The sequence below is a fragment of the Pseudomonas sp. FG98 genome (assembly GCF_057808595.1).
This window is the reverse complement of the sequence record NZ_JBMDIJ010000054.1, coordinates 1-24315: the sequence shown is the minus strand read 5'-3', so window position 1 is coordinate 24315 and position 24315 is coordinate 1. Positions and strand designations below refer to the sequence as shown.

The following is a 24315-nucleotide window of genomic DNA, read 5'->3' as shown; positions in this document are numbered from 1 at the left end:
CGGGCGATCGGTCAGAAGTGGGTCAGGGTCAGGCCGACCTTGTAGGTCGGGCCGTACTCTTCGTACTGGGAGTTGAAGCGCGAGCGCCCGGTGTAGGTGTAATAGGACTCGTCGGTGATGTTCTGCGCCTCGAAGGTGAGTTGCAGATCCGGGGTGAGGAAGTAGCCGGCCTTGAAATCGACGAACAACTGGTCGTCGGCGTACAGGTCGTGGGCCTTGTCATCCACCGCGGCGACTTCCGCCAGGTAACGGGACTTGTAGTTGGCCGCCAGGCGCAGGCTGAGCTTGTGGTCTTCCCAGCCGAGGGTCAGGTTGCCGACGGTGTCGGACTGGTTGGGCAGGTCGATGCGTCGCGTCAGGCCCTGGCCGTCGATCTCCGCACGGGACTTGCTCAGGGTCAGGTTGCCGCCGAGCAGCAGGCCGTTCCACGGCGCCGGCAGCCAGTCGAACTTCTGCGAGTAGGCCAGTTCCAGACCGTAGAGTTTGGCGCTGCTGCCGTTGGCGAAGGTCTTGGCCTCGTCGAAGTCGACCCACTCGCCGGTGCCGGCCAGGTCGGTGTTGTAGACGAAGTTGTCGATGTCCTTGTAGAACAGGAACGCCGAGACGGTGCCGGCGCGGCCCATGTAGTGCTCGATGCCGAGGTCGAGGTTCATCGACTCCAGCGGCTTGAGCCCGGGGTTGCCGAAGCTGGCTTCGCCTTCGCTTTCGTCGATCACGAAACCCGGTGCCAATTGACCGAAGGTCGGACGCACCACGGTGTTGGTCCAGGCCGCACGCAACTGGGTCTGCGGGCTGAACTGGTAGCGCGCATGCAGGCCCGGCAGCCAGTGGTCATAGCGCTTGCGGCTTTCGGTCGGGTTGTACACGCCATCGCGCAGGCCGGTGCCCTTGGCCTCGAACTCGGTGCCCTCGTAGCGCAGGCCGCCGATCAGGCGCCAGGCGTCGATATCGATGGTGTTCATCAGGTAGGCGGCGTTGATGTCCTCGCGCATGCTGAAGTCGTTGATCCGCGATTCTTCTTCGTCGTAGAAGGCGTCGCGGTCGAGGCCGCCGATCAGGTCCTTGATCGCCCCGGCGCTGATGCCGTTGCCGAAGTTGCCCAACGAGTAGTCGACATTGCCGCTCTGGTAGCCAGCCAGGCTGACATCGTCGAAATCGTCATACACCCAGACATCGGTGTCGGCGCGCTTGTCGCGGCGGCTGGCCTTGGCCCCGAACTTGACCTGGGAGGCGTTGCCGGCCAGTTCGTAGTCACGGGCCAGGTCGAAGCGGATGTTCTTTTCCTCGTCGGTGGAGTTGGCTTTTTCCCACTCGACCTTGTCCAGGGTGAAGGCGTCGGCGTCGTAGTAGTCGGAGCCGGTGCTCAGCCGCGGCTTGCGCGTGCCGTCGAAGCCGATGCCGCTGAAGTCGCCTTCGAACCTGGCATTGGCGATGCCGCCCGGGTCGTTCTCGCTGGACTTGCTGTAGCCGACCTGGCCGCTGAGGGTCCAGGCGTCGATCAGGCGCTCGCCGCCGAACACGTAGGACTGGATTTCCTGGGTGTCCTCGCGGGATTTCAGGGCGCGCCAGCCCTCGCCGTCGCCGCGCTCGCCGGCAGCCTGCGGGTCTTCGAACTCGACCCCGGCGGCGTTGCGCGTCTCGGTGTCCTTGAAACGGCTGTAGAGGGTGCGCAGGTAGTAGCTGGAGAAATCGTCCGGGCGGTAGTCGAAGTTGAGACCGGCGCCGGTGCGTTCACGGCGGATACGGTAGTCGCGCTGCTCGGCTTCTTCCAGGCGTGGTTGGTCGCCGTCGAAGTCCCAGGCGCCGCCGGTCTCGACGTTGTCCGAACCGAAGTCGCGCTGCTGCCAACTGAGCGCCGCGGCTACGCCGAAGTTGTCGATGCCGTCGCCGAGGCTGAACTTGTTGCTGAAGGCGCCGGAGAATTTCGGGCTGTCCTGGCTGGTGTTCTTGTCGTGGCTGGCTTCGCCGCTGAGGGTGTAGAACAGGCCCGGGTGATCGAAGGCCGACAGGCTTTCCACCTCGATGGTGCCGCCGAGGGAGTTGGCATCCATGTCCGGGGTCAGCGACTTGACCACCGACAGCGACTGCACCAGTTCGGTGGGCAGCACATCGAGGGCCACTGCCCGACGATCGGCTTCCGGGGCCGGCAGCAGGGTGCCGTTGATGGTCACGCTGTTCAGGTCCGGGCCGATGCCGCGCACGCTGACGAAGCGCCCTTCGCCCTGGTCGCGTTCCACCGACAGGCCGGGAATGCGTTGCAAGGCCTCGGCGGCGTTGTCGTCGGGCAACTGGCCGACGGCATCGGCGTGGACCACGCTGCGAATGCTGTCGGCGGCCTTCTGCTCCTTCAGCGCCTGGTCCATGCTCGCGGCCTGGCCGACCACGTTGACATGCTCCACCTTGTCCTCGGCAAAGGCCGGCAGGCTGGCGGCGATGGCCATGCCCAGCAGGCTGATCTTGAATCTGACGATTGCCACGTTGTTGCTCCCCTGAAGTCGATCCGCCACACCGGGGCGGAAACTGAGGGGCACGCTAGGGGTGGTGTGTGGCAGATCTGTGACAGGGATTTTCATTTAGGCTGGATCGGGGTGTTTTCGGCGGTTTTCGGCGGTGGTTATGGGCTGATATGACCCCCTTTTTCCTTTCATTGAGTGGACTGGCCTCATCGCTGGCAAGCCAGCTCCCACAGGTACTGCATACACCGACCTTGTGGGAGCTGGCTTGCCAGCGATGAGGCCCTTGAAAACAGCAGGAGTCCGCATTTTTTTCACATCTTCCCCTGTCCAAATAGACCCCCCAACCTGTAACCCAAGCGTCATTTGCCTTTGTTTCCTTGGCCGCCAGTACTCAACGACCAAGGACTTTCCATGATCCGCCCGAGCCTCCTGGCCCTCGCCCTCGCCGCCTGCATCGGCAGCGCCAGCGCCGCCGAACCCCTGCCCCACTCCCCCGGCGCGCCCTACGCCGCCAGCGGCCTGGCCGACCGTATCGTGCTGACCCCAGGCGCCGACCCGGCGCGGGAAATGGCCGTGGCCTTCCGTACCGACAGCCACCAGGGCGCCACCGAGCTGCAACTGGCCCCGGCCCTCGACGGCCCGCAACTGGAGAAACGCGCGACCTTGCTGCAAGGCAGCAGCCAGGCACTGGACACCGAAAACGGCGCAGCGCTGTATCACCAGGTACGCCTCACCAACCTGCAACCGGATACCCCCTACGTGTACCGAGTCAAGGGCGCCGCCGGCTGGAGCGAGTGGCTGCAGTTCCGCACCGCCGCCACCGGCTTCAAGCCGTTCCGCTTCATCTACCTGGGCGATACCCAGAACGACATCCTGTCGATCGCCTCGCGCAGCATCCGCCAGGCCCTCCAGGCCACCGCCAGCCCGGCGCTGGTGGTGCATGCCGGCGACCTCACCTCGCAACGCGACGACCTGGTCCACGACGATGAATGGGGCGAATGGAATCAGGCCGGCGGCTTCCACTACGCCGGGATTCCCCAACTGGTCGCCAGCGGCAACCACGAGTACCTCGACAGCATCAATCCCGACGGCAGCGAAGGCCGTGTGCTCGGCCCGCACTGGGCGCGCCAGTTCGCCCTGCCCGGCAACGGCGTGAAAGGCCTGAAAAGCACCACCTACTTCACCGACTACCAGGACGTGCGCTTTATCGTCCTCGACGGCACCGCCGCCCTCGACCTCGGTACCCTCGACCAGCAGAGCCAGTGGCTGGAACAGCGCCTGAAGGAAAGCAAGGCGCGCTGGAAAATCGTCGTCACCCATCAGCCGATCTACACCTGCGCCCGCCCGGAAGACACCGGGCCGTTGAAGGCGGCGTGGAAGCCGCTGTTCGAGCGCTACCAGGTCGACCTGGTGCTGCAGGGGCACGACCACTGCTACAGCCGCCTGAGCAATGCCAACGGCCGTGTCGCAGCGCAAAAGGATCACGCCGCCGGCAAGGTCCAGGGCCCGGTGTACATGGTCTCGGTCGCGGGCTCGAAGATGTACGGCCTCAACGACCGCGCCCGCACCCAACCGGACCGCGCCGCCGAGGAAACCCAGTTGTACCAGACCGTCGAAGTGCTGCCGTCGCGCCTTGAGGTGCGCAGCTTCACCGCCAACGGCACGCTCTACGATGCCTTCGACCTGAGCCGCGACAAGCAGGGCCGCAACGGCCTGAGCGAGCCGGCGAAGAACCTGCCGGCGGAGCGTTTCTGCACGGGTGAACAAGGCCCTGACCAGTTGCCCTGCAAATCACGCAGCAAGGCGCTGTAACAGCGTTGTGACATGGATCGGGCACGCTCGGCGGGCCCGGCCCGGAGACCTTCGATGAAATCACTGCTGAAACTGCACACCCTGACCTTCGTTGGCCTGGCCATCGCCGCCAATCTCGGCCTGCAGGTCTACCTGGCCTTCGGCGAGGTCAAGCCGTGGGCGCAGATCAACTGGATGGACGTGGTCGGCGAAGGCGGCTCGGGGCTGATCTGGCTGGTCTGGCTGCTGATGCTGATGCGCAGTCGCCCGGCCGGACGGGTCAGCCGCCTGCTCGCCGTAGGCATGGCCTGCGTGTGCTTTTCCTGGTGGATGGATGTGCTCGACGAGTTCATCCGCCTGGCCCCGGACGCGGTCTGGGACAACTGGCTGGAAACCGCGCCAATGCCGGTGGGGATGATCCTGGTGACCCTCGGCATCTATCACCTGCACAAGGAGCAGCAGGCGATCAACGCACAGATGAGCAAGCGCGAGGGGCTGTTCCGCGAGCACCTGCTGTTCGACAAGCTGACGCCCCTCGGTGGCGCCCAGTACCTGCGCCAGCACGTGCAACTGGCCCTGGAACAGGCGACCCGCGAGGGCCAGCCGCTGTCGCTGGTGGTGCTGGATATCGACGATTTCAGCGCGGTGAACCTGGTACACGGCGAGGCCGAGGGCGACCACCTGCTACAGGTGCTGGCGCAGTTGCTGCTGCTCAACCTGCGCCAGCAGGACGTGCTTTGCCGCCTGGCCGGCGACCGCTTCGTGGTGGTCATGCCCAATACCGGCGAAACCCAGGCGCGCTGGCTGGCCAAAGAGCTGCAACAGGCGGTGGCCAGCCTGGCCTACAAGACCCTGCGCCATGGCGAACGCCTGCACCTGCGCGCCAGCGTGGCGGCGGCCATGGCCTATGACGATGATGCGGAGAGCCTGCTCAAGCGGGTCAACCTGGGTATCGCCAAGGCCAAGCGCCAGCCACCACGGCAGGGGGCGGCATGAACGGCTACGAACGGGACCAGCGTTTTATCGTCGGCCACTACCAGCCAGCCGCCCTGATCGACCTGGCGCTGTCCCGGGGCATCGACAGTCATCGCCTGCTGCGCGGCTGCGAGGTGTTCTACGAGGACATCAGCCGTGGTGTTGCGCGCCTGAGCCAGGAACAGTTCCTCACCCTGATCGACAATGCCCGGCGCCTGCTGGATGCCGACGACAGTGCCTTCCTGTTCGGCCAGCGCCTGCTGCCCGGACACTACGGCGAAGCCAGCCAGACCCTGCTGCATGCCCGCGACCTGTACCAGGCGCTGGAGCATCTGTGCGAGTTCCATGCCCTGCTCAGCCCGCTGCTGACTCCGCGCCTGATGCTGGAGGAACACTACCTGCACCTGTACTGGCAGGACGGTTGCGGCGTCGGCAGCCAGGCGCAGTTTCTTGGCGAGGCTTGTCTCAGCGCGGTGCTGGCGATGAGCCGGCGACTGGTCGGCGAGCATCTGCCATGGCGTATCCAGTGTGCCTGGAGCCAGCCACGGCATATCGAGCAGTACTGGGTGCACCTCGGCGAAGACGTGCGCTTCGATGCGCAGATCACCCTGCTCTCCCTGCCCCGCGAGCATATCCACCGGCCGCTGCCGAATGCCGCGGCCACGCCGGGGCTGGTGGCGCGGCAGGCGTGCCTGGAGCAGTTGGCGGCACTGGGCGGGGGTTCGAGTTTTCTCGATGAACTGTTCGATCACCTGCACGGGCATATCCACGAGCCGATCAACCTCGACCGGGTCGCCGCCGCCTTCGGCATCAGCCCCACCACCCTCAAGCGCAGGCTGGGCAAGCATGGCACCCACTTCCAGCAGCAACTGGACCTGGTGCGCCGGCATGTAGCGCTGTACCTGTACCAGATGAAGGGCTACACCAACGAGGAGGTGTGCAGTTACCTGCGGTTCAGCGACACCACCAATTTCCGGCGGTCGTTCAAGCGGTGGACCGGGTTGACGCCGAGCGGGTTGGCCAGGTGGTTTGGGTAGTGGTGCTGAGGGCCCTATCGCTGGCAAGCCAGCTCCCACAGGTTCAGCAGCGCCGCGGACACTGTGGGAGCTGGCTTGCCAGCGATGGGCCTCCAGCCATCACATCAGAAGTGAGTGGTCACCGAAACCCCATAAGTCCGCCGATCCCCCCGCGCATCCCAGGCGATATCGAACGGCAGCGGCACGCTGTCGGTCTTGTAGCGCTTGTCGGTGAGGTTGTTGACGTAGGCGCTGACATCCAGGTCCTGCTGCCCGCCGAAGTGGTAGGTCAGGCTGGCATTGCCGAGGGTGTAGCCGCCCTGGGACACGCTGTGGTCTTCCTGGGCGGTGGGCAGGAAGTAGATGCGGCTCTGGTAGCGCCAGCTGTTGTCGAGGGTCACCGCATCACCCCCTTGCAGCGGAATGCGGTAGCTGGCGCCGACCGACAGGGTCCGCTCCGGCGAGCGGGCGATGCGGTTGCCGGAATAGTCCGGGCCACCCGGCGAGGAGAAGTCCTTCAGCTCGGTATGCAGCAGGCCTAGGGAGCCACGCAGTTGCAGGTTCTGCCAGGGCAGCGCCTGCACTTCGAACTCGGCCCCGCGAATCACCCCGGTGCCGCTGTTGGTCAGCAGCGAGACCACCTGGCCGTTGCTCACCGACACGGTGTTCACCTGGATATCCGAGTAGTCGTAGTAGAAGACGTTGGCGTTGGCCACCAGGCGCTCGTCGAACCACTCGCTCTTGATCCCCAGCTCATAGGCATCGACGTTCTCCGGCGCCACCACCGAGGTTTCCGCCTGCACCGTCGCCCCGCCGTTGAAACCGCCGGAGCGGAAGCCCTTGGCGTAGCGGAAGTACACCCGGGCGTTGTCGTTGAGTTGGTACTCGGGGGTGAAGTCGTAGGTCAGCTTGTTCCAGGTGCGTTTCTCGTCCTGGGTGGCGACGTTGGCGACCGTTCCGGTGTAGTCCTTCCACCAGCGATTGCTGCTGGCGAAGGACACATCGGCAGCGTCCGCCGCAGCCACCCGGTGCAGGTCGATGTCCTTGGTCTCGCGGGTCCAGCGCAGGCCCAGGGTCAGGCTGAGGTCATCGGTGGCCTGCCAGGTGCTGCTGCCGAACAGCGCGTAGCTGCTGGTGCTCTGCTCAAGGTCGGTACGGCCATAGCTGGCCACGCCGAACGGCGCGTTGTAGGCAGTGGGCAGGATGGCGCTGCTGTTGACGCTATCGAGGTTCTCGTGGAACAGGTGGGTACCGACGATCCAGCTCACCGGCTGGTTTTTCGCCGAGGACAGGCGCAACTCCTGGGACACCTGGCGCCAGTGGTCATCGCCCCAGGAGCGGCCGAATTCGTAGATGCCCATGTTCGGGCCCTGGGCCTTTTCCTGGATATCGTCGAAAGCGGTGATCGAGTCCAGGCTCAGCTCGCCCAGGTCCCAGTGCAGGTTGAGTTGCACGCCGTTGTGCTGGATACGGTCCTCGGCCTTGCCGGTAAAGGCCGCTTCATCGTCGTCCAGCGTCGGCGCCGGGCCGAACAGCGTGGTGCCGCCGGGACCGGCACCCCAGGCGCGGGTGGCGATGCCCTGCCCCTTGTAGTCACGGGCACGGATCTGCAGGGTGGCATCGAGATCGTCGCTCAGGCGCGCAAGGATCTGCGCCCGCACCGCCTGGTCATGCACGTCGCCGACGGTATGGCCGTCGACGATGTTCTTCAGCTGGCCGTCCTTGCTCTGGTCGACAAAGGCCACCCGTGCGGCCAGCCGATCCTCCACCAGGGTGCCGCCATAGGCGCCTTCGTACAGGCGCGAGTCATAGTTGCCGGCATCGATCTTCAGGTAACCGTTGCCCTCTTCGAACTGCGGCTTGCGCGAGACGAAGTTGATCGCTCCGCCGGTGGTGTTCTTGCCCCACAGCGTGCCTTGCGGGCCGCGCAGGATCTCGACCCGCTCCAGGTCATACAGCGGGCCGCCGGTGGCGATATGCGGGCTGATATAGGTGTCGTCGACATAGATGCCCACCGGGTAGACCGTGGTCGACGCCATGTCCCCCGAGCCCATGCCGCGGATATACCAGCGCGGCCGCTGGTTGCCGGCGAATTCCGGGGCGATGGCGTTGGGCACGTCCTGCAGGGCCTTGCCGGCGGTAAAGCCGCCGCCGGTTTGCTCGATGCTCTTGCCGGACACGGCGGAGACGGCGGCGGCAACGTCCTGCAGCGACTCCTCGCGCTTCTGCGCGGTGACGGTCACGGTGGGGAGTGCATCGGGCTTGTCGTTGTCATCGGCCAGTGCGGCAGCGGCAGGCAACAAGGTGGCGGCGATCAACAGCGCCAGGGGCTGGCGGCGGAAAGGCAGGGTCATGGGCAGCTCTCTGATTACGGATGGCTGCACCATGGCAAGGCCCGTGCCAGAGGCTGCGGGCCTTGTGGATCAAGGGTTGTAGCGGAGATAGGGAGTTGACTGTTGCGTCAGGAGCAGTGGCTCAGCAGCGGGTTGCTGCCCCTGGAGCAAGGAAGCCGCTCCCGTCGGGTCAGAACGCCAGACCCACCTTGACCCCGAACTCGTCACGCTTGAGCTTGGTGTTGTCAGCCACCACCGAGTCCTCGTCCAGCTTGTACTCGGTACGGGTGTAGTAGGCGCCGACCTGGATCGGCATACCGCCCTGCTGGTTCATCAGCAGGCTGACTTCGGCGTACGGGTTGGTGCGGTCCTTGAGGTCGACGCTGTCGCTGCCGTAATCGTCCACCTTCAGGCGCGCGCGGCCGTCGAGGGTGTGGCGGGCGCCGACTTCGACGCGCAGGGTCGAAGTATCGAACTGGTGGTTGTAGCCCAGCGCAGCCTTGGCGAATGGCGACTTGACGGTGAGCTTGGTATCGAGGTCGTTGATCTCCGGTTCGAAGCGCGACCAGCCGTAGCCGCCGCCGACGGTGACATCAACGAAGTTGCGCGCATCCAGCGCGGCACGCCAGCCGAGGTCGAGATCGGCCTGGGCTTCCTTGAGCTTGTTGTCGTCCTTCTTGCCGTACTTGGCCTCGGCGCCGACCTGGTAGATGAAGCCGGATTCGGCGGTGAGCTTGTTGCCGAAGGTGGCGAACACCCCGCCCTGGCCCAGGTGGCTGTCGTCGGATTCGCTACCGCCTTCGAACTTGAACTTGTCGTAGCTGCCCGTCAGACCAAGGGTGAACAGCGGGTCGGTGCTCGGCGCGGCAACGGCAGCCAGGGGTGCACCCAGCAGGGCCAGGATGCAGGTCGGGGCGAGCAGGTTACGGGTACGCATTGGTGAAGCCTCCATGACGGTAAACGTATTAACGAATGCAGGGCTTCGAGGGAGGTGGCTGTAGGAAAGTTCGAAATAAAGTGAAAGATTTGTGAAAGGTTTCGCGTTCAGGAGGGCTCTGGGGCGGGGGATAGCCAGGTTTTGAGGGTGTTTGTACCGACCTCATCGCCGGCAATCGGATCGCCGCCCGGCCGCTCCCACAGGGTTTCGGGCCAGCCGCATGATCCAGGCCCGACACAGAAACCTGTGGGAGCTGGCATTGCCAGCGATGAGGCCATGAAAAACAGCAAAAAAAAGTGCCCCGAAGGGCACCCGAGGCAACTGGAGTCACTCCCCCTCTCAATGGTCCGAAAGCGCCCTGGCCACCACGTCCAGGTTGGATTCATTCAGCCCCGCCACGCACATCCGCCCACTGCGGATCAGGTACACGCCGTGCTTTTCCCGAATACGATCGACCGCCCCGGCACTCAGCCCGGTGTAGCTGAACATCCCGCGCTGGCGCAGCAGATAGCCGACATCCAGCCCGGCATCGACCCGCTCGTACAACGCCCTGCGCATCTTCACCATGCGCTCGCGCATGGCATCCAGTTCGCTGCGCCATAACGCGCCGAGTTCGGCATCGGCAAAGATGGTCGCCACCAGCTCGGCGCCATGCCGGGGCGGGTTGGAGTAGTTGGTGCGCACCGTGCCCTTCAACTGCCCCGCCACCCGGCCGGCAATCACAACGCTGTCGCAAATCACCGACAACGAGCCGACCCGCTCGCCATACAGCGAGAACACCTTGGAAAACGAGTTGCTGACCAGCCCGGTGATACCGGCACGGGCCAGGGCGCGGATGGCGTAGGTATCCTCGTCGAGCCCCTGCCCCAGCCCCAGATAGGCGGCGTCGAGAAACGGGATCAGCGCCCGCTCGCGGCACAGCCCGTACAGCGCGTCCCATTGCCACGGTTCGAGGTCCACCCCGGTGGGGTTATGGCAACAGGCATGCAGCAACACGATGCTGTTGGCCGGCAAGCTGGCGAAGACCTCCAGCATGCGCGGGAAGTCCACCTGCTGACCGCTGGCATCCAGGTACGGATAGCGCTCCACGGCAAACCCGGCACCCTGGAAGATCGCCAGGTGGTTGTCCCAGGTCGGATCGCTGACCCAGACCCGGGAGTGCGGGTAGTAACGCTTGAGAAAATCCGCCCCGACCCGCAGTGCCCCGGAGCCACCGACGCTTTGCAGGGTGACGATGCGCTCGCTGTCCGCGTCGGCGAACAGGTAGCGCTGCACCGCCTGGCGAAAGTCCGCCAGGCCATCCATGGGCAGGTACAGGTTGGCCGCCTCCGCCCGGGCATCCAGTCGTGCGCGGGCCTGGCGCACCGATTCCAGCACCGGCACCTGGCCCTGCTCGTCGTAGTAGAAGCCAATGCTCAGGTTGACCTTGTCCGTGCGCGGGTCGCGCTGGTAATCGTCCATCAGCGACAGGATCGGGTCGCCGGGGTAGGTCTCGACATGTTCGAACATCAGGGGCTCCTCAGTGGGCAAAGGTCGGGTGCAGGAACTGCCAGGGGCTGGCATCGCTGCCGCGCGGCACGCTGACTTCGATCAGCACCGGGCGATCGGCGGCGAAAGCCTGCTCCAGGGCCGGGCGCAGCTGCGCCGGCGAGGCGACGCGCAGGGCCTGCACGCCGAAGGATTCGGCAAAGCGCACGAAGTCCGGGTTGACCAGTTCGGAGCCGAGCAGGCGCCCGCCGAAGCTTTCCTGCTGGTCGCGGTAGACGTTGCCGAAGGCGTTGTTGTTGAACACGATGGTCACCAGGTTGAGCTGGTACTGCACCGCCGTGGCCAACTCCTGGGCAGCGAACATGAAGCCGCCATCTCCGCAGATCGACACCACCGCCTTGTCCGGGTGGGCCGCCTTGACCCCGAGCGCGGTGGGGAAGCCGAAGCCCAGGGTGCCCTGGTGCCCGGAGGTGACCAGGGTGCGTGGCTGGTACACCGGGAAGCCGAAGATCGAGGTGAAGCCGACCTGGGAAATTTCCTCGACGAAGAAACCGTCCCGGGGCAGCACCTCGCGGATCACCCGCAGGTAATCCAGTTGCGGCTGCACACATTGGATGGCCTGTTCGGCAGCCGCCTTGGCCTCGGCGATCTGCTCATCGCGACGGCGCGGCGGTCCGGCGCGCAGCACGGCCTCGGCCAGGGCACTGGCACCTTCGGCGGCATCAGCCAGCAGATTGACCTCGGCCGGCAGGCGACGCACTTCGGCCGGGTCGATATCGATACGGATCAGCTTCAAGCCCGCCGGGCGGTGGCGCCAGCGGATATCCAGCAGCTCGAAGCGCGAGCCGATCACCACCGCCACATCGGTCTGCGGCCACAAGCGGGCACCGGCGGCCACGGTAAAGCCCAGCGGGTGATCGTCGGAGACCACGCCGCGTCCGCCACGGAAACTGACCACCGGCGCGCCCAGCACTTCCGCCAGCTGGCCCACTTCGGCACTGGCCTCCAGCGCACCGGAGCCGACGAAGATCATCGGCGCCTTGGCCCCGGCCAGCAGCTTCGCGGCGCGCTCCACGGCGTCGCTGTCCACTGGTGGCCTGGCCTGCAAGGCCAGCGGTGCCTGCATGCGCACCGCCGCACTGCGGGTGAAGAAGTCCCACGAAGCCTGCAACGACACCGCCCCCGGGCGCCCCGACTGCATGGCCTGGAACGCCTGGGCTACCTGCCACGGCGCATCGGCCGGTTGCTCGATATGTGCCGCCCATTTGCCGATGCTCTGGAGAATCTCCAGTTGACGTGGCAGCTCATGCAACTGACCGCGCCCACGGTCCTTGAAGCCGCTCATCACGTCCCCGGTGAGGGCCAGCAGCGGCGCATTGCAGCCATGGGCGGTGAGCATCGCCGCGCTGGCATTGAGGATGCCCGGGCCCGGCACCACGCTGAACACGCCGGGGCGGCCCGTCGAGCGGGCATAACCGAAGGCCATGTAGGCACTGGTCTGTTCATGCCGGGCGCCAAGAGTGCGGATGCTGTCGGCGTTGCGCGCCAGGGCATCGGTGAGACCGTAGATCTGCGCACCGGGCAAGGCGAATACGGTATCGACGCCATGCACCTTGAGGCTTTCGACCAGGGCTTCGCCGCCCGTGAGCTGTTGAACAGCAGGGAGTTCGGATTTCATCATCATTACCTGTTGCGGATTATTCGAAGCGCAATGCGCCGGACTTCGTCGAGTGATATTTGCGGTAACTGGCGTAGATCAGCAGCAACCAGAATGGAATCAGCCATACCGATATGCGCATGGACGGAATAAAGGCCATCACCAGCATGATTCCAAGGATGAAGGCGATGCACAGATAGTTGCTCAGCGGGAACAACGGCGAGCGATATAACGTGCGCCCCCCCGCCGCCACTTTGGCCCGGCGAAACTTCAGGTGGGTATAACTGGTGAGCATCCAGTTCATGATGGTGGTGGCAACGACCAGGGCCATCAGAAGTTCCAGAGTGCCATTGGGCGACAGCCAGTTGAGCAACACCGCCAGCGCCGTCACGGCGGCGGTGATGAACAGCGCATTGACCGGCACCCCGTTGCGGTTGAGCTTGAGCAGGCGCTTGGGTGCATGGCCCTGCCCGGCCATGGCATGCAACTGGCGCACGGTGCAGTAAACCACCGCGTTGTACACCGACAGCGCCGCCGTCAGCACCACCAGATTGAGCACGTGGGCTGCCGCACCGATGCCCAGCAGGTCGAGGATCCTCACGAAGGGACTGGCGCTGTACGGATCGCCCCCGGCCGACAGCGAGGCCACCAGTTCGTCCCACGGCGTCAGGGCCAGCAGCACCGCCAGGGCGGCGATATAGAACAGGCCGATGCGGTGCAGCACCTTGTTGATCGCGCTGGGAATGGTGCGCTGCGGGTCCCGGGCCTCGCCGGCGGTGAAGCCGATGAACTCCAGGCCGCCGAAGGCAAACATGATCAGCGGCAGGGCCAGGATCAGCCCGCCGAAACCGTTGGGCACGAAGCCGCCGTGGCTCCACAGGTTGCTCACGGCAGCGCCGGCGGGCGGAGTCGGGCCGAACAGCAGCCAGGCACCCAGGGCGATCATCATCACGACCGCCGTGACCTTGATCGTTGCGAACCAGAATTCCACCTCGCCGTAGACCTTCACCGCCAGCAGGTTGAGGCCGTTGATCAGCACGAAGAAGAATGCGGCGCAGGCCCAGGTGGGGATCTCCGGCCACCAGAACTGCACGTACTTGCCCACCGCAGTGAGTTCGGCCATGCCCACCAGGATATAGCCGGCGGTGTAGTTCCAGCCGGCCAGGTAGCCCATGAAGCCGGAGCAGTACTTGTTGGAAAAGTGGCTCAGCGAACCGGATACCGGCTCGTCCACCAGCATCTCGCCGAGCTGGCGCATGATCAGGAAGGCGATCAGCCCGGCCAGGGCATAGCCCAGCAGCAACGAGGGGCCGGCCAGTTTGATCACCCCGGCACTGCCAAGGAACAGGCCGGTGCCGATGGCGCCGCCGAGGCCGATCATCTGGATATGGCGATTGGACAGGCCCCGCGCCAGGGCGGGGTCCGGAGTGGCGTTTCTGCTCATCGTCTTTATTGTCCGTATTGTTTTTCAGGCACGGCATGACCCGGCGCCTGGCGATAGTTCGGCAGGTGATAGTTGAAGTATTCAAGTTGCTCGCGAAGTTATCTGTGCACTTCGTCGAAGTTCAAGTTACCAGCAAGTTACCGGTTGAACAGCCAGCAATATTGAATGGGAACTATGCGAGGTCTGGATAGTTATCGGCCCGGACTCAGGAACTGCGAACCGCGGCAATGTTCGTAGATAAACTTGCGAAACCACTGCTGTTCCGCCGAGGCATGGGTACGGCTATGCCAGACCACCCAGTAACGGAACGGATGTTCGACGAAGGCCAGCGGCCGGTAGCAGACCTCGGCCTGCTCGCTCCATTTGCGCGCGATGTGTTCCGGCAGCATCAGCAGCATGTCGCTGCTACGGATCACCTCCAGCGCCGCCGAGTAGTACGGCACCGTGAGCTTGAGGTCGCGCTGCTGGCCATGCTTGCGCAGCCAGGCATCGACGAAGCTGTCCTTGTCGCCGCCGGTGCTGATCTTCAGGTGCGGCCAGGCGAGGAACTGCTGCACGCTCAGGTTGTTTTCCGAGGCCAGCGGGTGAGCGCTGCGCATCACGCAGACGGCCATGTCCTCGCCGATCACCCGGCCGTGAAACTCCGCCGGAGTGTCCTCGATCATGCTGGTGGCCAGGTCGATCTTGCCGCTGGCCAGCCAGTCGAAGCGATTGGCCTCCCAGGAACGGAAATCGATGCTGACGCCGGGGGCTACCTCGGCCAGGTCGCGCAGCAGCTGGGGAAGGATGTACTGGGCGACATGGTCGGAGCCGGCCAGGGCGAAGCGCCGTTCGCAGGTGGCCGGGGAGAATTGCGAGGGGGTGCCCAGGTCGTGCAACTGGCCGAGCACCGCCTTGACCGGTTCAAGGAGCGCCAGGCCACGTTCGCTGAGAATGTACTGGCGGCCCTGGCGCACCAGCAGCGGGTCGCCGAAGGCCTCGCGAAACTGCGCCAGGTGCCGGCTCAGGGCCGACTGGCTGGTACCCAGGCGGGTCGCCGCGTGGCTGAGGTTGCGCACCTCCAGCAGGGTCAGCAGCACACGCAGCTGACCGATGCTCAGGTTGTTGAAGGCCTGGCCCATGGCGGCGCTCAGGCGAGGGTCAGGGTCGGCTGAGCGGCATCGAGTACCGCATGGCCCAGGCATTCGCCACCGCAGAAGCGCGCTACCAGCTCGATCAGATCGGCGATCGCGGCCTGCACCTCCTCGGGACGAGTCGGCGGCAGGCCGTCGATATCGAAGAACACCTGGCTGGTATCGGCCAGGGTGCGGGTATCGGCGGCCTGGCGCCAGGTCCAGCGCCGGGTGAGGATGCGCGAACCGGCGGCGAGGACGATTTCACCCGGAGCGATGGTTTCCGGCTCGCTGCCAGCGTCGGCGAGGAAACGGTCTGCATCGCGGGCCTTGCGCAGTTCGATCCGGCTCGACTGCGCACCGATGGGATGGACCCCAGCCGGCAGCAGATAGCGCAGCGACAGCAGGTTGCCGATATCCACCAGCGGGTTGATATCCGGCAGGTTGTCGGGCTTGAGCACGCGGCGGCCGAGGGCCTCGATGGAACTGCGGTGCTCCGAAGGCTTGGCGCCGAAGCGGCGATAGGCCTCGCGCCAGGCGGCGATCTGCGGGAAATCGGCGGGGTTGCCGCTGATCCGCTGGCGCAGCGCGGCTTCGCTGGCGCGCAGTTGCGCGGTGAGCTCGGCATCGGGGCGAGTGTTGTCGAGATTGCCGAACACCACCACGCCGCGGCGGTAGTCGGGGTGATCGCGGAAGACATCGGGGCTGACCGTGTAGGTGAAGGTGCTCACTGGGGCTCCTCTGGAAATCGGGGGTCGGACAGCTTGGCCAAGCCGGTGCTGGACTATAGCACTGGGCCACCGGCGGCGAGGAAACCGCTTTGTGCAAGGTAGGTATGCAAGAAATGGATAGCTGGATTCCAGGGTGCTCTTGAGGGCCTCATCGCTGGCAAGCCAGCTCCCACAGGTTCAGCGGTGCATGCGGTCCTTGTGGGAGCTGGCTTGCCAGCGATGAGGCCGGGATGGTCAGCCAATAAACGCCAGCGGAGCCCGAGCCGCCCTTACGGCCGCCAGTTGCCGGTCGAACTCAGGCAACAGGTAATCGAAGCAGAACCCGGCACTTTCCAGCTTCTCCCGCCGCAGCGGTTCCGCCAGCCCTTCGGCACAGCGGGCGCTCCTGGCCCAGGCAAAGGCCAGCAGACTGACGGAACACAGCTGCAAGAAGTCCCCCGCCGCCCGATAGGGATACTCGCTGTCTTCTCCAGTGAATGCCCGCAGCTCCGGCAGCAGCGCCGCCAACCCTTGGCACACCTCGCCCAGCGCCTCGGCGAACACCGAGCCGGTGGCCCGGGCTTCCCGGCGCATCTCCGCGAGCAGCAAGGCAAAGCCCGCACCGCCGTCACCGAGCACCTTGCGCAGCAACAGGTCATTGGCCTGAATCTCGTTGCTGCCTTCATAGATCATGGCGATACGGCTGTCGCGCAGGGTCTGCTCGATGGGGAATTCCGCCGTGTAGCCATAGCCGCCGAACACCTGCAGGGCCTTGCTCGCCAGGTCGAAACCCTGGGCGGTGAAGCTGGCCTTGACGATGGGCGTGAGCAGCGCCGCCAGCCGTTCGGCCTTGTCACGCTGTGCCGGGTCGACCGAGGCAGCGGCGATATCCAGCCAGTGCGCGGCCCAGTAGCCGATGGCGCGCATGCCCTCGGTACGCACGCGCAGTTCCAGGAGAATCCGGCGCATCGCCGGGTGCAGGTGGATCGGGTCGGCCGCCGCCGCGACAACACCGTCGGGATGCCTCGGCGCACGCATCTGCCTACGCTCCAGGGCATAGTCCCGCGCCACCTGCCAGGCCGCCTCGGCATGCCCCAGGCCCTGCAAGCCGACATGCAGGCGCGCCGAGTTCATCATCACGAACATCGCCGCCAGGCCGCCATGGGCCTCGCCCACCAGCCAGCCTTTGGCCCCCTCGAAACGCAGGGCGCAGGTGGCGCTGCCGCGAATGCCCAGCTTGTGTTCCAGGCCATCGCAATGCACGCCGTTGCGCTGGCCGTCGTCCAGCCATTTCGGCACCAGCAGCAGCGACACTCCGCGGCTGCCCGGCGGCGCATCCGGCAGACGGGCGAGCACCAGATGGAGAATGTCGCGGGTCAGGTCATGCTCGCCGCCGGAAATGAACAGCTTGTTGCCACTGACCGCATAGCTGCCATCGCCCAGCGCCTCGGCCCGGCAGCGCAGCAGGCCGACATCGCTGCCGGCCTGGGGCTCGGTCAGGCACATGGTCGGCAGGGTTTCGCCGCTGACGATGCCGGGCAGATAACGCGCCTGCAACTCGGCCGAGGCGTGGGTCTTCAGGCACAGGTAGGCACCATGGGCGATGCCGGTGTACATGGCCCAGGCGTGGTTGCTGGCGTAGAGCATTTCCTGCAACGCGGCGTCGAGCACCTGCGGCAAACCCTGGCCGCCCAGCTCCACCGAGCAGGCCAACGCCGGCCAGCCGCCGTCGACATAGGCCCGGTAAGCCGACGGAAAACCCTCGGGGGTAGTGACCTCGCCATCGACCAGCCGACAGCCCTGCCGATCACCTGGAGTATTCAGCGGTGCCAGCACTTCACCGCTGAACCGCGCCGCCTCTTCAAGAATTTGCCCGGCCAGTTCCAGATCGACCTCGGCGAAGGCTGGCATGTCCTGCCAGTCGCGGTCGGCGCGCAGCCAGTGTTGCAGCACGAATTGCATATCGCCCAGGGGCGCACGGTAGGCCATGGGTTACCTCGTTCAACCAGCGAATTGGGGGTTTTCGATCAGCACGGCCATGCCCTGCCCGCCGCCGATGCAGGCAGCGGCGATGCCGTAGCGCAGGTTGCCCTCGAGCAACTGGCGGGCCAGGGTCTGCACCAGGCGCAGGCCGGTGGCGGCCAGCGGGTGGCCGAGGGCAATGGAGCCGCCGTGGACGTTCAAACGCTCAGGGTCCAGCTCTAGCGCGCGGGCTACCGCCAGCACCTGGGCGGCCTGGGCCTCGTTGATTTCGAAGCGGTCGATCTGCTCCAGGCGCAGGCCACTGCGTTCCAGCAGCAGGCGAATCGCCGGGGCCGGGCCGATGCCCATGGTGCGTGGTGGTACGCCGACGGCCGCAGCCATCAGCAACCGGGCCAAGGGCACGTCTTCGCAAGCTGAGTAACGACAGACCAAGGCCGCCGCCGCGCCATCGACCACCGCGCAACTGTTGCCGGCGGTCTGCACGCCACCGTCATGAATGGCGCGCAGGCGAGCCAGGGCGGCGGCATCGGTGCTGCGCGGATGACTGTCGCGCAGCACTTCACTTACCCCACGGGGCAGTTCGATGCCCCGTGGCAGGCAATCATCGGCCTCGAAGCGCGAAGGCCGCACCGCGACGATCTCCTCGTCGAACCAGCCCGCCTGCTGCGCCGCCAGCGCCCGCTGGTGGCTGCACAGGGCCCAGGCATCCACCTCCTCGCGGCTCAGTCCGTACTCGCGGGCGAGGTTTTCGGCGGTGCCGATCATGTCCACGCCGGCAGCCGGGTCGTACAGCGCCTCCCAGAGAAAATCCTTGAAGCCGACCGGCGCGCCGAGGCGAAAGCCGCCGCGATGTTCGTAGGCCGCTATCGGATTGCGCGACATGGATTCGCTGCCGACACACAGCACCCGCTCCACCCCATCGCGCAACTGCTCGCCGGCCTGGCGCAGCAGCTCCAGGCCGGTGCCGCAGATGCGCTGCACCGCCAGCGCCGGCACTGCCTGCGGCACGCCGCTGTACAGGCCGATATGCCGGGGCAGCATGTAGGCATCGAAACTGGCCTGGGCCATGCTCCCGGCGAGCACGCTGTCGACACTGGCCGGATCGACACCGGCCCGCGCCAGTACGCCGCGCCCGGCACAGATGCCCAGGTCGATGGGCGATACCGCAGCCAGCGCACCGCCGAGATCGACCCAGGGCGTGCGGACCATCTCGACGATCGCCACGTCGTCGAAGCGGCTGCACAGGCTCATGAGCGCACCTGCGCATGCAGCATGCCCGGGGCCTCGCCGCGATACAGCGCCTCGACCTGAGCCGCACGGCGCTGCAATACCGCACGCTGGTTGATCGAGCCCTTGTCGGTGATCTCCCCGGCATCGATGGACGGCGCCTCCACCTGCAAGGCCAGCCATTCGAGGCGGCTGGCATTGCCCTGGGCGTCGCGGTTGAGGCGTTCCAGCCAGGCGCCGAACCAATCGCGCACCGGGGCGCTGGCCAACACCTCGGCATCGCTGGCACCCGCCTCCAGCCCCGCCAGTTGCCGGCATTCAGGCAGCCGGGGGAAGACCAGGATGCCCAGGCATTCACGGTCCGGCGCGGCGACCACGATGTCCTGCACATAGGGCGAGCCTTCCAGCACCGCGCGGTTGCGCAGCGGGCCGACGCTGACGAAGACCCCGGAGGACAGCTTGAAGTCCTCGGCGATACGCCCGTCGAACATCAGTCCCAACTGGCTCTGCCGTGGATCGGCCAGCTTCAGCGCATCCCCCGAGCAGTAGAAGCCCTCTTCGTCGAACACCTCGGCGGTCTGCTGCGCCGCGCGCCAGTAGCCGGGCATGATGTGCGGCCCGCGGAAGCGACCTTCCAGCTTGTCACCGACGGGCACCAGCTTGACCTCGCACCCCGGCGCCGGCAGGCCGATATAGCCGGCCATGGACAGCGGCCCGGTGGTGAAGGTGCAGGACGGCGAGGCTTCGGTCATGCCCAGCCCGGCCATCATGCGGATACGTTCGCCGCAGTGCTGTTCGGCGATACGGTCCAGACGGTCCCAGACACTTTGCGACAGCCCCGCCGCGGCGAAGAAGAACAGCTTGATGCGGGCGAAGAACACCTCGCGCAGTTCAGCGTCCTGCTCCAGCGCCTTGACCAGCTCTTCCCAGCCCTTGGGCACGGTCAGGTAGGCGGTGGGCGAGATCTCGCGCAGGTTGCGCAGGGTTTCGCCGAAGCCCTGGGGCGTCGGCTTGCCGGCGTCGAGGTAGAAGCTGCCGCCGTTGTACAGGACGATGCCTAGGTTGTGGCTGCCGCCGAAGGTGTGGTTCCACGGCAGCCAGTCGACCAGCACCGGCGGCTCTTCGGCGAACACCGGGAAGGTCTGCAACAGCATCTGCTGGTTGGCGCAGAGCATGCGCTGGGTGGTGATCACCGCCTTGGGCAACTTGGTCGAGCCGGAGGTGAAGAGGAACTTGGCGATGGTATCGGGGCCGGTGGCGGCAAAGGCCGCGTCGGCCCTGGCCAGGTCGGTGTCCTGCAGCAGCGAGGCGAACGCGATGGACTTACGGCCCTCGATGGCGCCGCGCACGCTGATCACTGCCACCGACGGGTCGAGCACCGCGTCGATGGCGCGCTGGAACGGCTGGCTGTCGCTGACGAAGACCACGCCCGGGGTGAGCACTTCGCAGACATGCCGCAGCTTGGCGAAGTCCTGGGACAGCAAGGCGTAGGCCGGCGATACCGGGCAATAGGGAATCCCGGCGTACATGGCGCCGAGGGCGATTTGCAGGTGCTCGATATCGTTGCCGGACAACAGCGCCAGCGGCCGCTCGGCACTAAGTCCCAGCTCAAGCAGATGAGCGGCGATGGTACGCACCTGCCCGAGCATGTCGGCATAGCTGATCTCGCGCCAGGCGCCGCCGTCTTCGCGGGCGGCGATAAAGGTCTGTTGCGGACGTACTTCGGCCCAGTATTCCAGGCGTTCGAGCAGACGTGCGGGCAACGGTGCCAGCGGCTCCAGCGCGCTCATGCGCAGGATGCCGTCGACCTGGCTGACCTCGACCTGGGGATGACCGATGGACACCTGCCGATAGCGCGGCGGTTGGGCACGGTCGGTCGGCCGTGGGCTGGCTTCGGAATTCACGCAGGTTGCTCCTTGTTCTTGTTGTCTGTCGTGCCGCCGCCCGGATGCGCCAGGCGGCGGGTCTTGCCGGTGACGTCAGATGGGGTAGTGGCGCGGACCGTGCTGCAGGGTGATCCAGCGCAACTGGGTGAACTGGTCGATGGCGGTGCGGCTGCCGAAGCTGCCGTAGCCGCTGGATTTCACGCCGCCGAAGGGCATCTGCGCTTCGTCGTGCACGGTCGGCCCGTTGATATGGCAAATGCCCGACTCGACCCGCTGGGCCAGAGCCAGGGCGCGGCTGGTATCGCGGCTGAAGATGGCCGAGGACAGGCCGAATTCGGAGTCGTTGGCCAGGGCCAGCAGCGCCTCGTCGCCCTTGCCACGCAACACCACCGCTACCGGCCCAAAGGACTCCTCGCGGTACAGGCGCATGCTGGCGTCGACGTGGTCGAGCAGGGTCGGCTGGAGAATGCTGCCGTCCAGCTGGCCGCCGCAGACCAGGCGTGCGCCCTTGCCTACCGCGTCGTCGATCAGCGCCTTGATGCGCTCGCCGGCAGCACTGTCGACCAGCGAGCCGAGCACCGAGGCCGGGCTCTGCGGGTCGCCGGCCGGCAGCCCGGCGACCTTCGCCGCGAGCTTGTCGACGAAGGCGTCGGCGATCGTCTCGTCCAGCACCAGGCGCTCGGTGGACATGCAGATCTGCCCCTGGTTGAAGTAGGCACCGAAGGCGGCGGCTTCGACCGCAGCGTCGAGGTCGGCATCGTCCAGCACCAGGAACGGCGCCTTGCCGCCCAGTTCCAGCAGCGCCGGCTTCAGGTGCCGCGCCGCCAGTTCGCCGACGATGCGTCCGACATGGGTCGAGCCGGTGAAGTTGACCCGACGTACAGCCGGGTTGGCGATCAGCCGCTCGACGATCTTCGGCGCATCGGCCGGGTCGTTGCTGATCACGTTGACCACGCCGTCACCCAGGCCGGCATCCTGCAGCACCTGGCCGATCAGCCGGTGTACCGCCGGGCTCAGCTCGGAGGCCTTGAGCACCACGGTATTGCCGCAGGCCAGGGGCATGGCGATGGCGCGGGTGGCGAGGATCACCGGGGCATTCCACGGGGCGATGCCGAGGACCACACCACAGGGTGCGCGCACTGCCATGGCCAGGCTGCCGGGCACGTCCGACGGGATGATTTCGCCGGTGATCTGGGTGGTCATGGCTGCGGCTTCACGGAGCATGCCGGCGGCCAGCTTGACGTTGAAGCCGTACCAGTTGGCCATGGCCCCGGTCTCGCCGGCGGCGGCGATGAATTCGCCGGTGCGGGCCTGCAAGGCATCGGCGGCGGCCAGCAGGCGGCTGCGCCGCTCGTTGGGCGCCAGCCGCGACCAGGCCGGGAAGGCAGCGCTGGCAGCAGCGACCGCAGCGTCGGCGTCGTCCAGGGTGGCGGCGGCCACCTGCGAGACCACCTCGCCGGTCACCGGGTTGCGCCGTTCGAAGGTTCGTCCATTACTGGCGGGACGCGACTGCCCGCCAATCAGCAAAGGCACCTGCAACATGTTCGTTCCTCTTTGTTGTCTTTATCGGGAAGCGCATGCGCTGGCGGCGTCGCTCGACACCGCCAGGGGCTTCAGCGTTTATACGCCTGCAGGCCCGGCTTGATGCTCTTGTCGTCGAGGAATTGCTTCATGCCCTGCTCGCGGCCGCCCTCGGTGTCGAGCAGGCGCGACTGGTCGAGCTTGGCGTACAGGTAGTCTTCGTTCTGCTCCCAGGTCAGTTCGCGGCAGCGCTTGAAGCCATTCTTCGCCGCGCGCAGCACCACCGGGTTCTTTTCCAGCAGGTTCAGCGCCAGTTCGCGGGTGGTCTCGCGCAGTTGCGCCAGCGGCACGCTTTCGTTGACCAGGCCCATCTCGGCGGCTTTCGGCCCGCCGAAGGTCTTGCCGGTCATGATGTAGTACAGCGACTGGCGGTGGCCGACGGTATCGGCCATGGCCTTGCTGACCAGGTTGCCCGGCGGGATGCCCCAGTTGATTTCCGAGAGGCCGAAGGTCGCTTCGTCGGCGCAGATCGCCAGGTCGCAGGCCACCAGCGGGCTGAAGCCACCACCGAAGCACCAGCCATTGACCATGGCGATGGTCGGCTTGGCGTACATGCGCAGCAGCTTCCATTGCCATTGCGAGGCTTCGCGGCGGATCTTTTCCTGGAGGATTTCCGGGCCGGCGTCGACTTCGCGGAAGTATTCCTTGAGGTCCATGCCGGCGGTCCACGACTCGCCAGCGCCGGTCAGCACCAGCACGCCGGCCTCGGGGTCCTGCTCCAGGGTTTCCAGGACGTCGACCATCTCGCGGTTGAGGGTCGGGCTCATGGCGTTGCGCTTGTCCGGACGGTTCAGGGTGACCCAGGCGATGCCCGATTCCAGTTCGACCTTGACGGTGGTCCAGCGGCCTTCGTAGTTGCTCATGTGATGCACTCTTGTTGTTCGAGGTGATGGTTAGCAAGCTAATCGAGCAAATTAGTTATGTCAATTAACTATTATGAAAATTATCTTTTGTCCTGAATCAGTTGAAGGTGATTCTTCCCAGTCCGTGCTAGCCAGATCCTGTCCGCGCGGGCAAACTGGGTAACTTTCTTACCCAAGACTTCAAGGAACCCTCTCCCCGATGGCAAGGTCCGCCTCCACTACCGACACCGTCCCCGAGCCGTCCCCGGGGCTGGATGCCGCCCTCGACGACCTGATCGGTTATGCCCTGCGTCGTGCCCAGTTGAAGCTGTTCCAGAACCTGATCCCGCGTCTTGCCGCCCATGACCTGCGTCCGGCGCAGTTCTCCGCGCTGGCGATCATCGAGCAGAACCCCGGCTTGATGCAGGCCGACCTGGCCCGCGCCCTGGCCATCGAGCCGCCGCAGGTGGTGCCGCTGCTGAACAAACTGGAAGAACGGGCGCTGGCGGTGCGTATCCGCTGCAAGCCGGACAAGCGCTCGTACGGGATCTTCCTGAGCAAGACCGGCGAGACCCTGCTCAAGGAACTCAAGCAGATCGCCAGCGACAGCGACCGCGAGGCCACGGCGGCGCTGGATGACGGGGAACGGGCGGAGCTGTTGCGCTTGTTGAAGAAGGTCTATCAGGAATAGAACCCTGTGGGAGCTGGCTTGCCAGCGATTTGGCCAGACCAGACAACATGGTTGTCCAGTCGGTCCTCATCGCTGCATGGGTATCTACACATCTCGATCAAGCACAACACGCCCCCCTGTGGGAGCGGCTGTTAGCCGCGATTGGCGGCGAAGCCGTCGTAAAACCTAAGTCCCAGATCTGTCTGA

At 65.9% G+C, this 24315-nt stretch carries 17 protein-coding genes; 4 read left to right on the top strand and 13 right to left on the bottom strand.

What is annotated here, in order from left to right:
- Positions 1-11: 11 nt before the first annotated feature.
- The gene (locus ACODSK_RS23710) at positions 12-2441 is read right to left on the bottom strand and encodes a TonB-dependent receptor (protein ID WP_489019544.1); all 2430 of its coding nucleotides are present in this window, start codon (positions 2439-2441) and stop codon (positions 12-14) included.
- A gap of 426 nt (positions 2442-2867) precedes the next feature.
- Between ACODSK_RS23710 and ACODSK_RS23705 the strand changes: the two genes are divergently transcribed.
- From ACODSK_RS23705 to ACODSK_RS23695, 3 genes are read left to right on the top strand one after another with little or no spacing between them, the layout of a single operon-like run.
- Positions 2868-4268 carry a purple acid phosphatase family protein gene (locus tag ACODSK_RS23705; RefSeq protein ID WP_489019524.1) on the top strand — a complete coding sequence of 467 codons (1401 nt, stop codon included), beginning with the start codon at positions 2868-2870 and terminating at the stop codon, positions 4266-4268.
- 54 nt (positions 4269-4322) lie between these two features.
- The gene (locus ACODSK_RS23700) at positions 4323-5243 is read left to right on the top strand and encodes a GGDEF domain-containing protein (protein WP_489019523.1); all 921 of its coding nucleotides are present in this window, start codon (positions 4323-4325) and stop codon (positions 5241-5243) included.
- On the top strand, positions 5240-6259 hold the full coding sequence (locus ACODSK_RS23695) for an AraC family transcriptional regulator (protein WP_489019522.1): 1020 nt from the start codon (positions 5240-5242) through the stop codon (positions 6257-6259). Before ACODSK_RS23700 ends, ACODSK_RS23695 begins: the two co-directional genes overlap by 4 nt.
- Before the next feature lie 104 nt (positions 6260-6363).
- Here the strand turns inward: ACODSK_RS23695 and ACODSK_RS23690 are convergent, their stop codons facing one another.
- The 12 genes from ACODSK_RS23690 to ACODSK_RS23635 all read right to left on the bottom strand — a co-directional run bounded on the left by ACODSK_RS23690 (position 6364) and on the right by ACODSK_RS23635 (position 23459).
- Entirely contained in the window at positions 6364-8592 is a 2229-nt protein-coding gene (locus ACODSK_RS23690) for a TonB-dependent receptor (protein ID WP_489019521.1), read from the bottom strand.
- Positions 8593-8761: 169 nt separating this feature from the next.
- The gene (locus ACODSK_RS23685) at positions 8762-9508 is read right to left on the bottom strand and encodes an outer membrane beta-barrel protein (RefSeq protein WP_489019520.1); all 747 of its coding nucleotides are present in this window, start codon (positions 9506-9508) and stop codon (positions 8762-8764) included.
- Positions 9509-9847: 339 nt separating this feature from the next.
- Positions 9848-11017 carry an amino acid aminotransferase gene (locus tag ACODSK_RS23680; protein ID WP_489019519.1) on the bottom strand — a complete coding sequence of 390 codons (1170 nt, stop codon included), beginning with the start codon at positions 11015-11017 and terminating at the stop codon, positions 9848-9850.
- 10 nt (positions 11018-11027) lie between these two features.
- Positions 11028-12674 (bottom strand): thiamine pyrophosphate-dependent enzyme, encoded by a 1647-nt coding sequence (locus tag ACODSK_RS23675; RefSeq protein WP_489019518.1) that lies wholly within the window; start codon positions 12672-12674, stop codon positions 11028-11030.
- Positions 12675-12693: 19 nt separating this feature from the next.
- Positions 12694-14097, bottom strand: a complete 1404-nt coding sequence (locus ACODSK_RS23670; protein WP_489019517.1) for an amino acid permease — start codon at positions 14095-14097, stop codon at positions 12694-12696.
- Between the two features lie 191 nt (positions 14098-14288).
- On the bottom strand, positions 14289-15218 hold the full coding sequence (locus ACODSK_RS23665; RefSeq protein ID WP_489019516.1) for a LysR family transcriptional regulator: 930 nt from the start codon (positions 15216-15218) through the stop codon (positions 14289-14291).
- 8 nt (positions 15219-15226) lie between these two features.
- On the bottom strand, positions 15227-15940 hold the full coding sequence (locus ACODSK_RS23660) for a B3/B4 domain-containing protein (protein WP_489019515.1): 714 nt from the start codon (positions 15938-15940) through the stop codon (positions 15227-15229).
- Positions 15941-16174: 234 nt separating this feature from the next.
- Entirely contained in the window at positions 16175-17908 is a 1734-nt protein-coding gene (locus ACODSK_RS23655) for an acyl-CoA dehydrogenase family protein (RefSeq protein WP_489019514.1), read from the bottom strand.
- Between the two features lie 12 nt (positions 17909-17920).
- Positions 17921-19153 carry a thiolase family protein gene (locus ACODSK_RS23650; protein WP_489019513.1) on the bottom strand — a complete coding sequence of 411 codons (1233 nt, stop codon included), beginning with the start codon at positions 19151-19153 and terminating at the stop codon, positions 17921-17923.
- A complete protein-coding gene (locus ACODSK_RS23645) occupies positions 19150-21033 on the bottom strand; it encodes a feruloyl-CoA synthase (RefSeq protein WP_489019512.1) in 1884 nt (627 codons plus the stop codon). Before ACODSK_RS23645 ends, ACODSK_RS23650 begins: the two co-directional genes overlap by 4 nt.
- A 75-nt stretch (positions 21034-21108) precedes the next feature.
- Entirely contained in the window at positions 21109-22557 is a 1449-nt protein-coding gene (locus ACODSK_RS23640) for an aldehyde dehydrogenase (protein ID WP_489019511.1), read from the bottom strand.
- Positions 22558-22628: 71 nt separating this feature from the next.
- A complete protein-coding gene (locus ACODSK_RS23635) occupies positions 22629-23459 on the bottom strand; it encodes a p-hydroxycinnamoyl CoA hydratase/lyase (RefSeq protein WP_489019510.1) in 831 nt (276 codons plus the stop codon).
- Between the two features lie 199 nt (positions 23460-23658).
- Here ACODSK_RS23635 and ACODSK_RS23630 point away from each other — a divergent pair, with 199 nt between their 5' ends.
- Entirely contained in the window at positions 23659-24129 is a 471-nt protein-coding gene (locus tag ACODSK_RS23630) for a MarR family winged helix-turn-helix transcriptional regulator (protein WP_489019509.1), read from the top strand.
- The last annotated feature ends 186 nt before the right edge of the window (positions 24130-24315 follow it).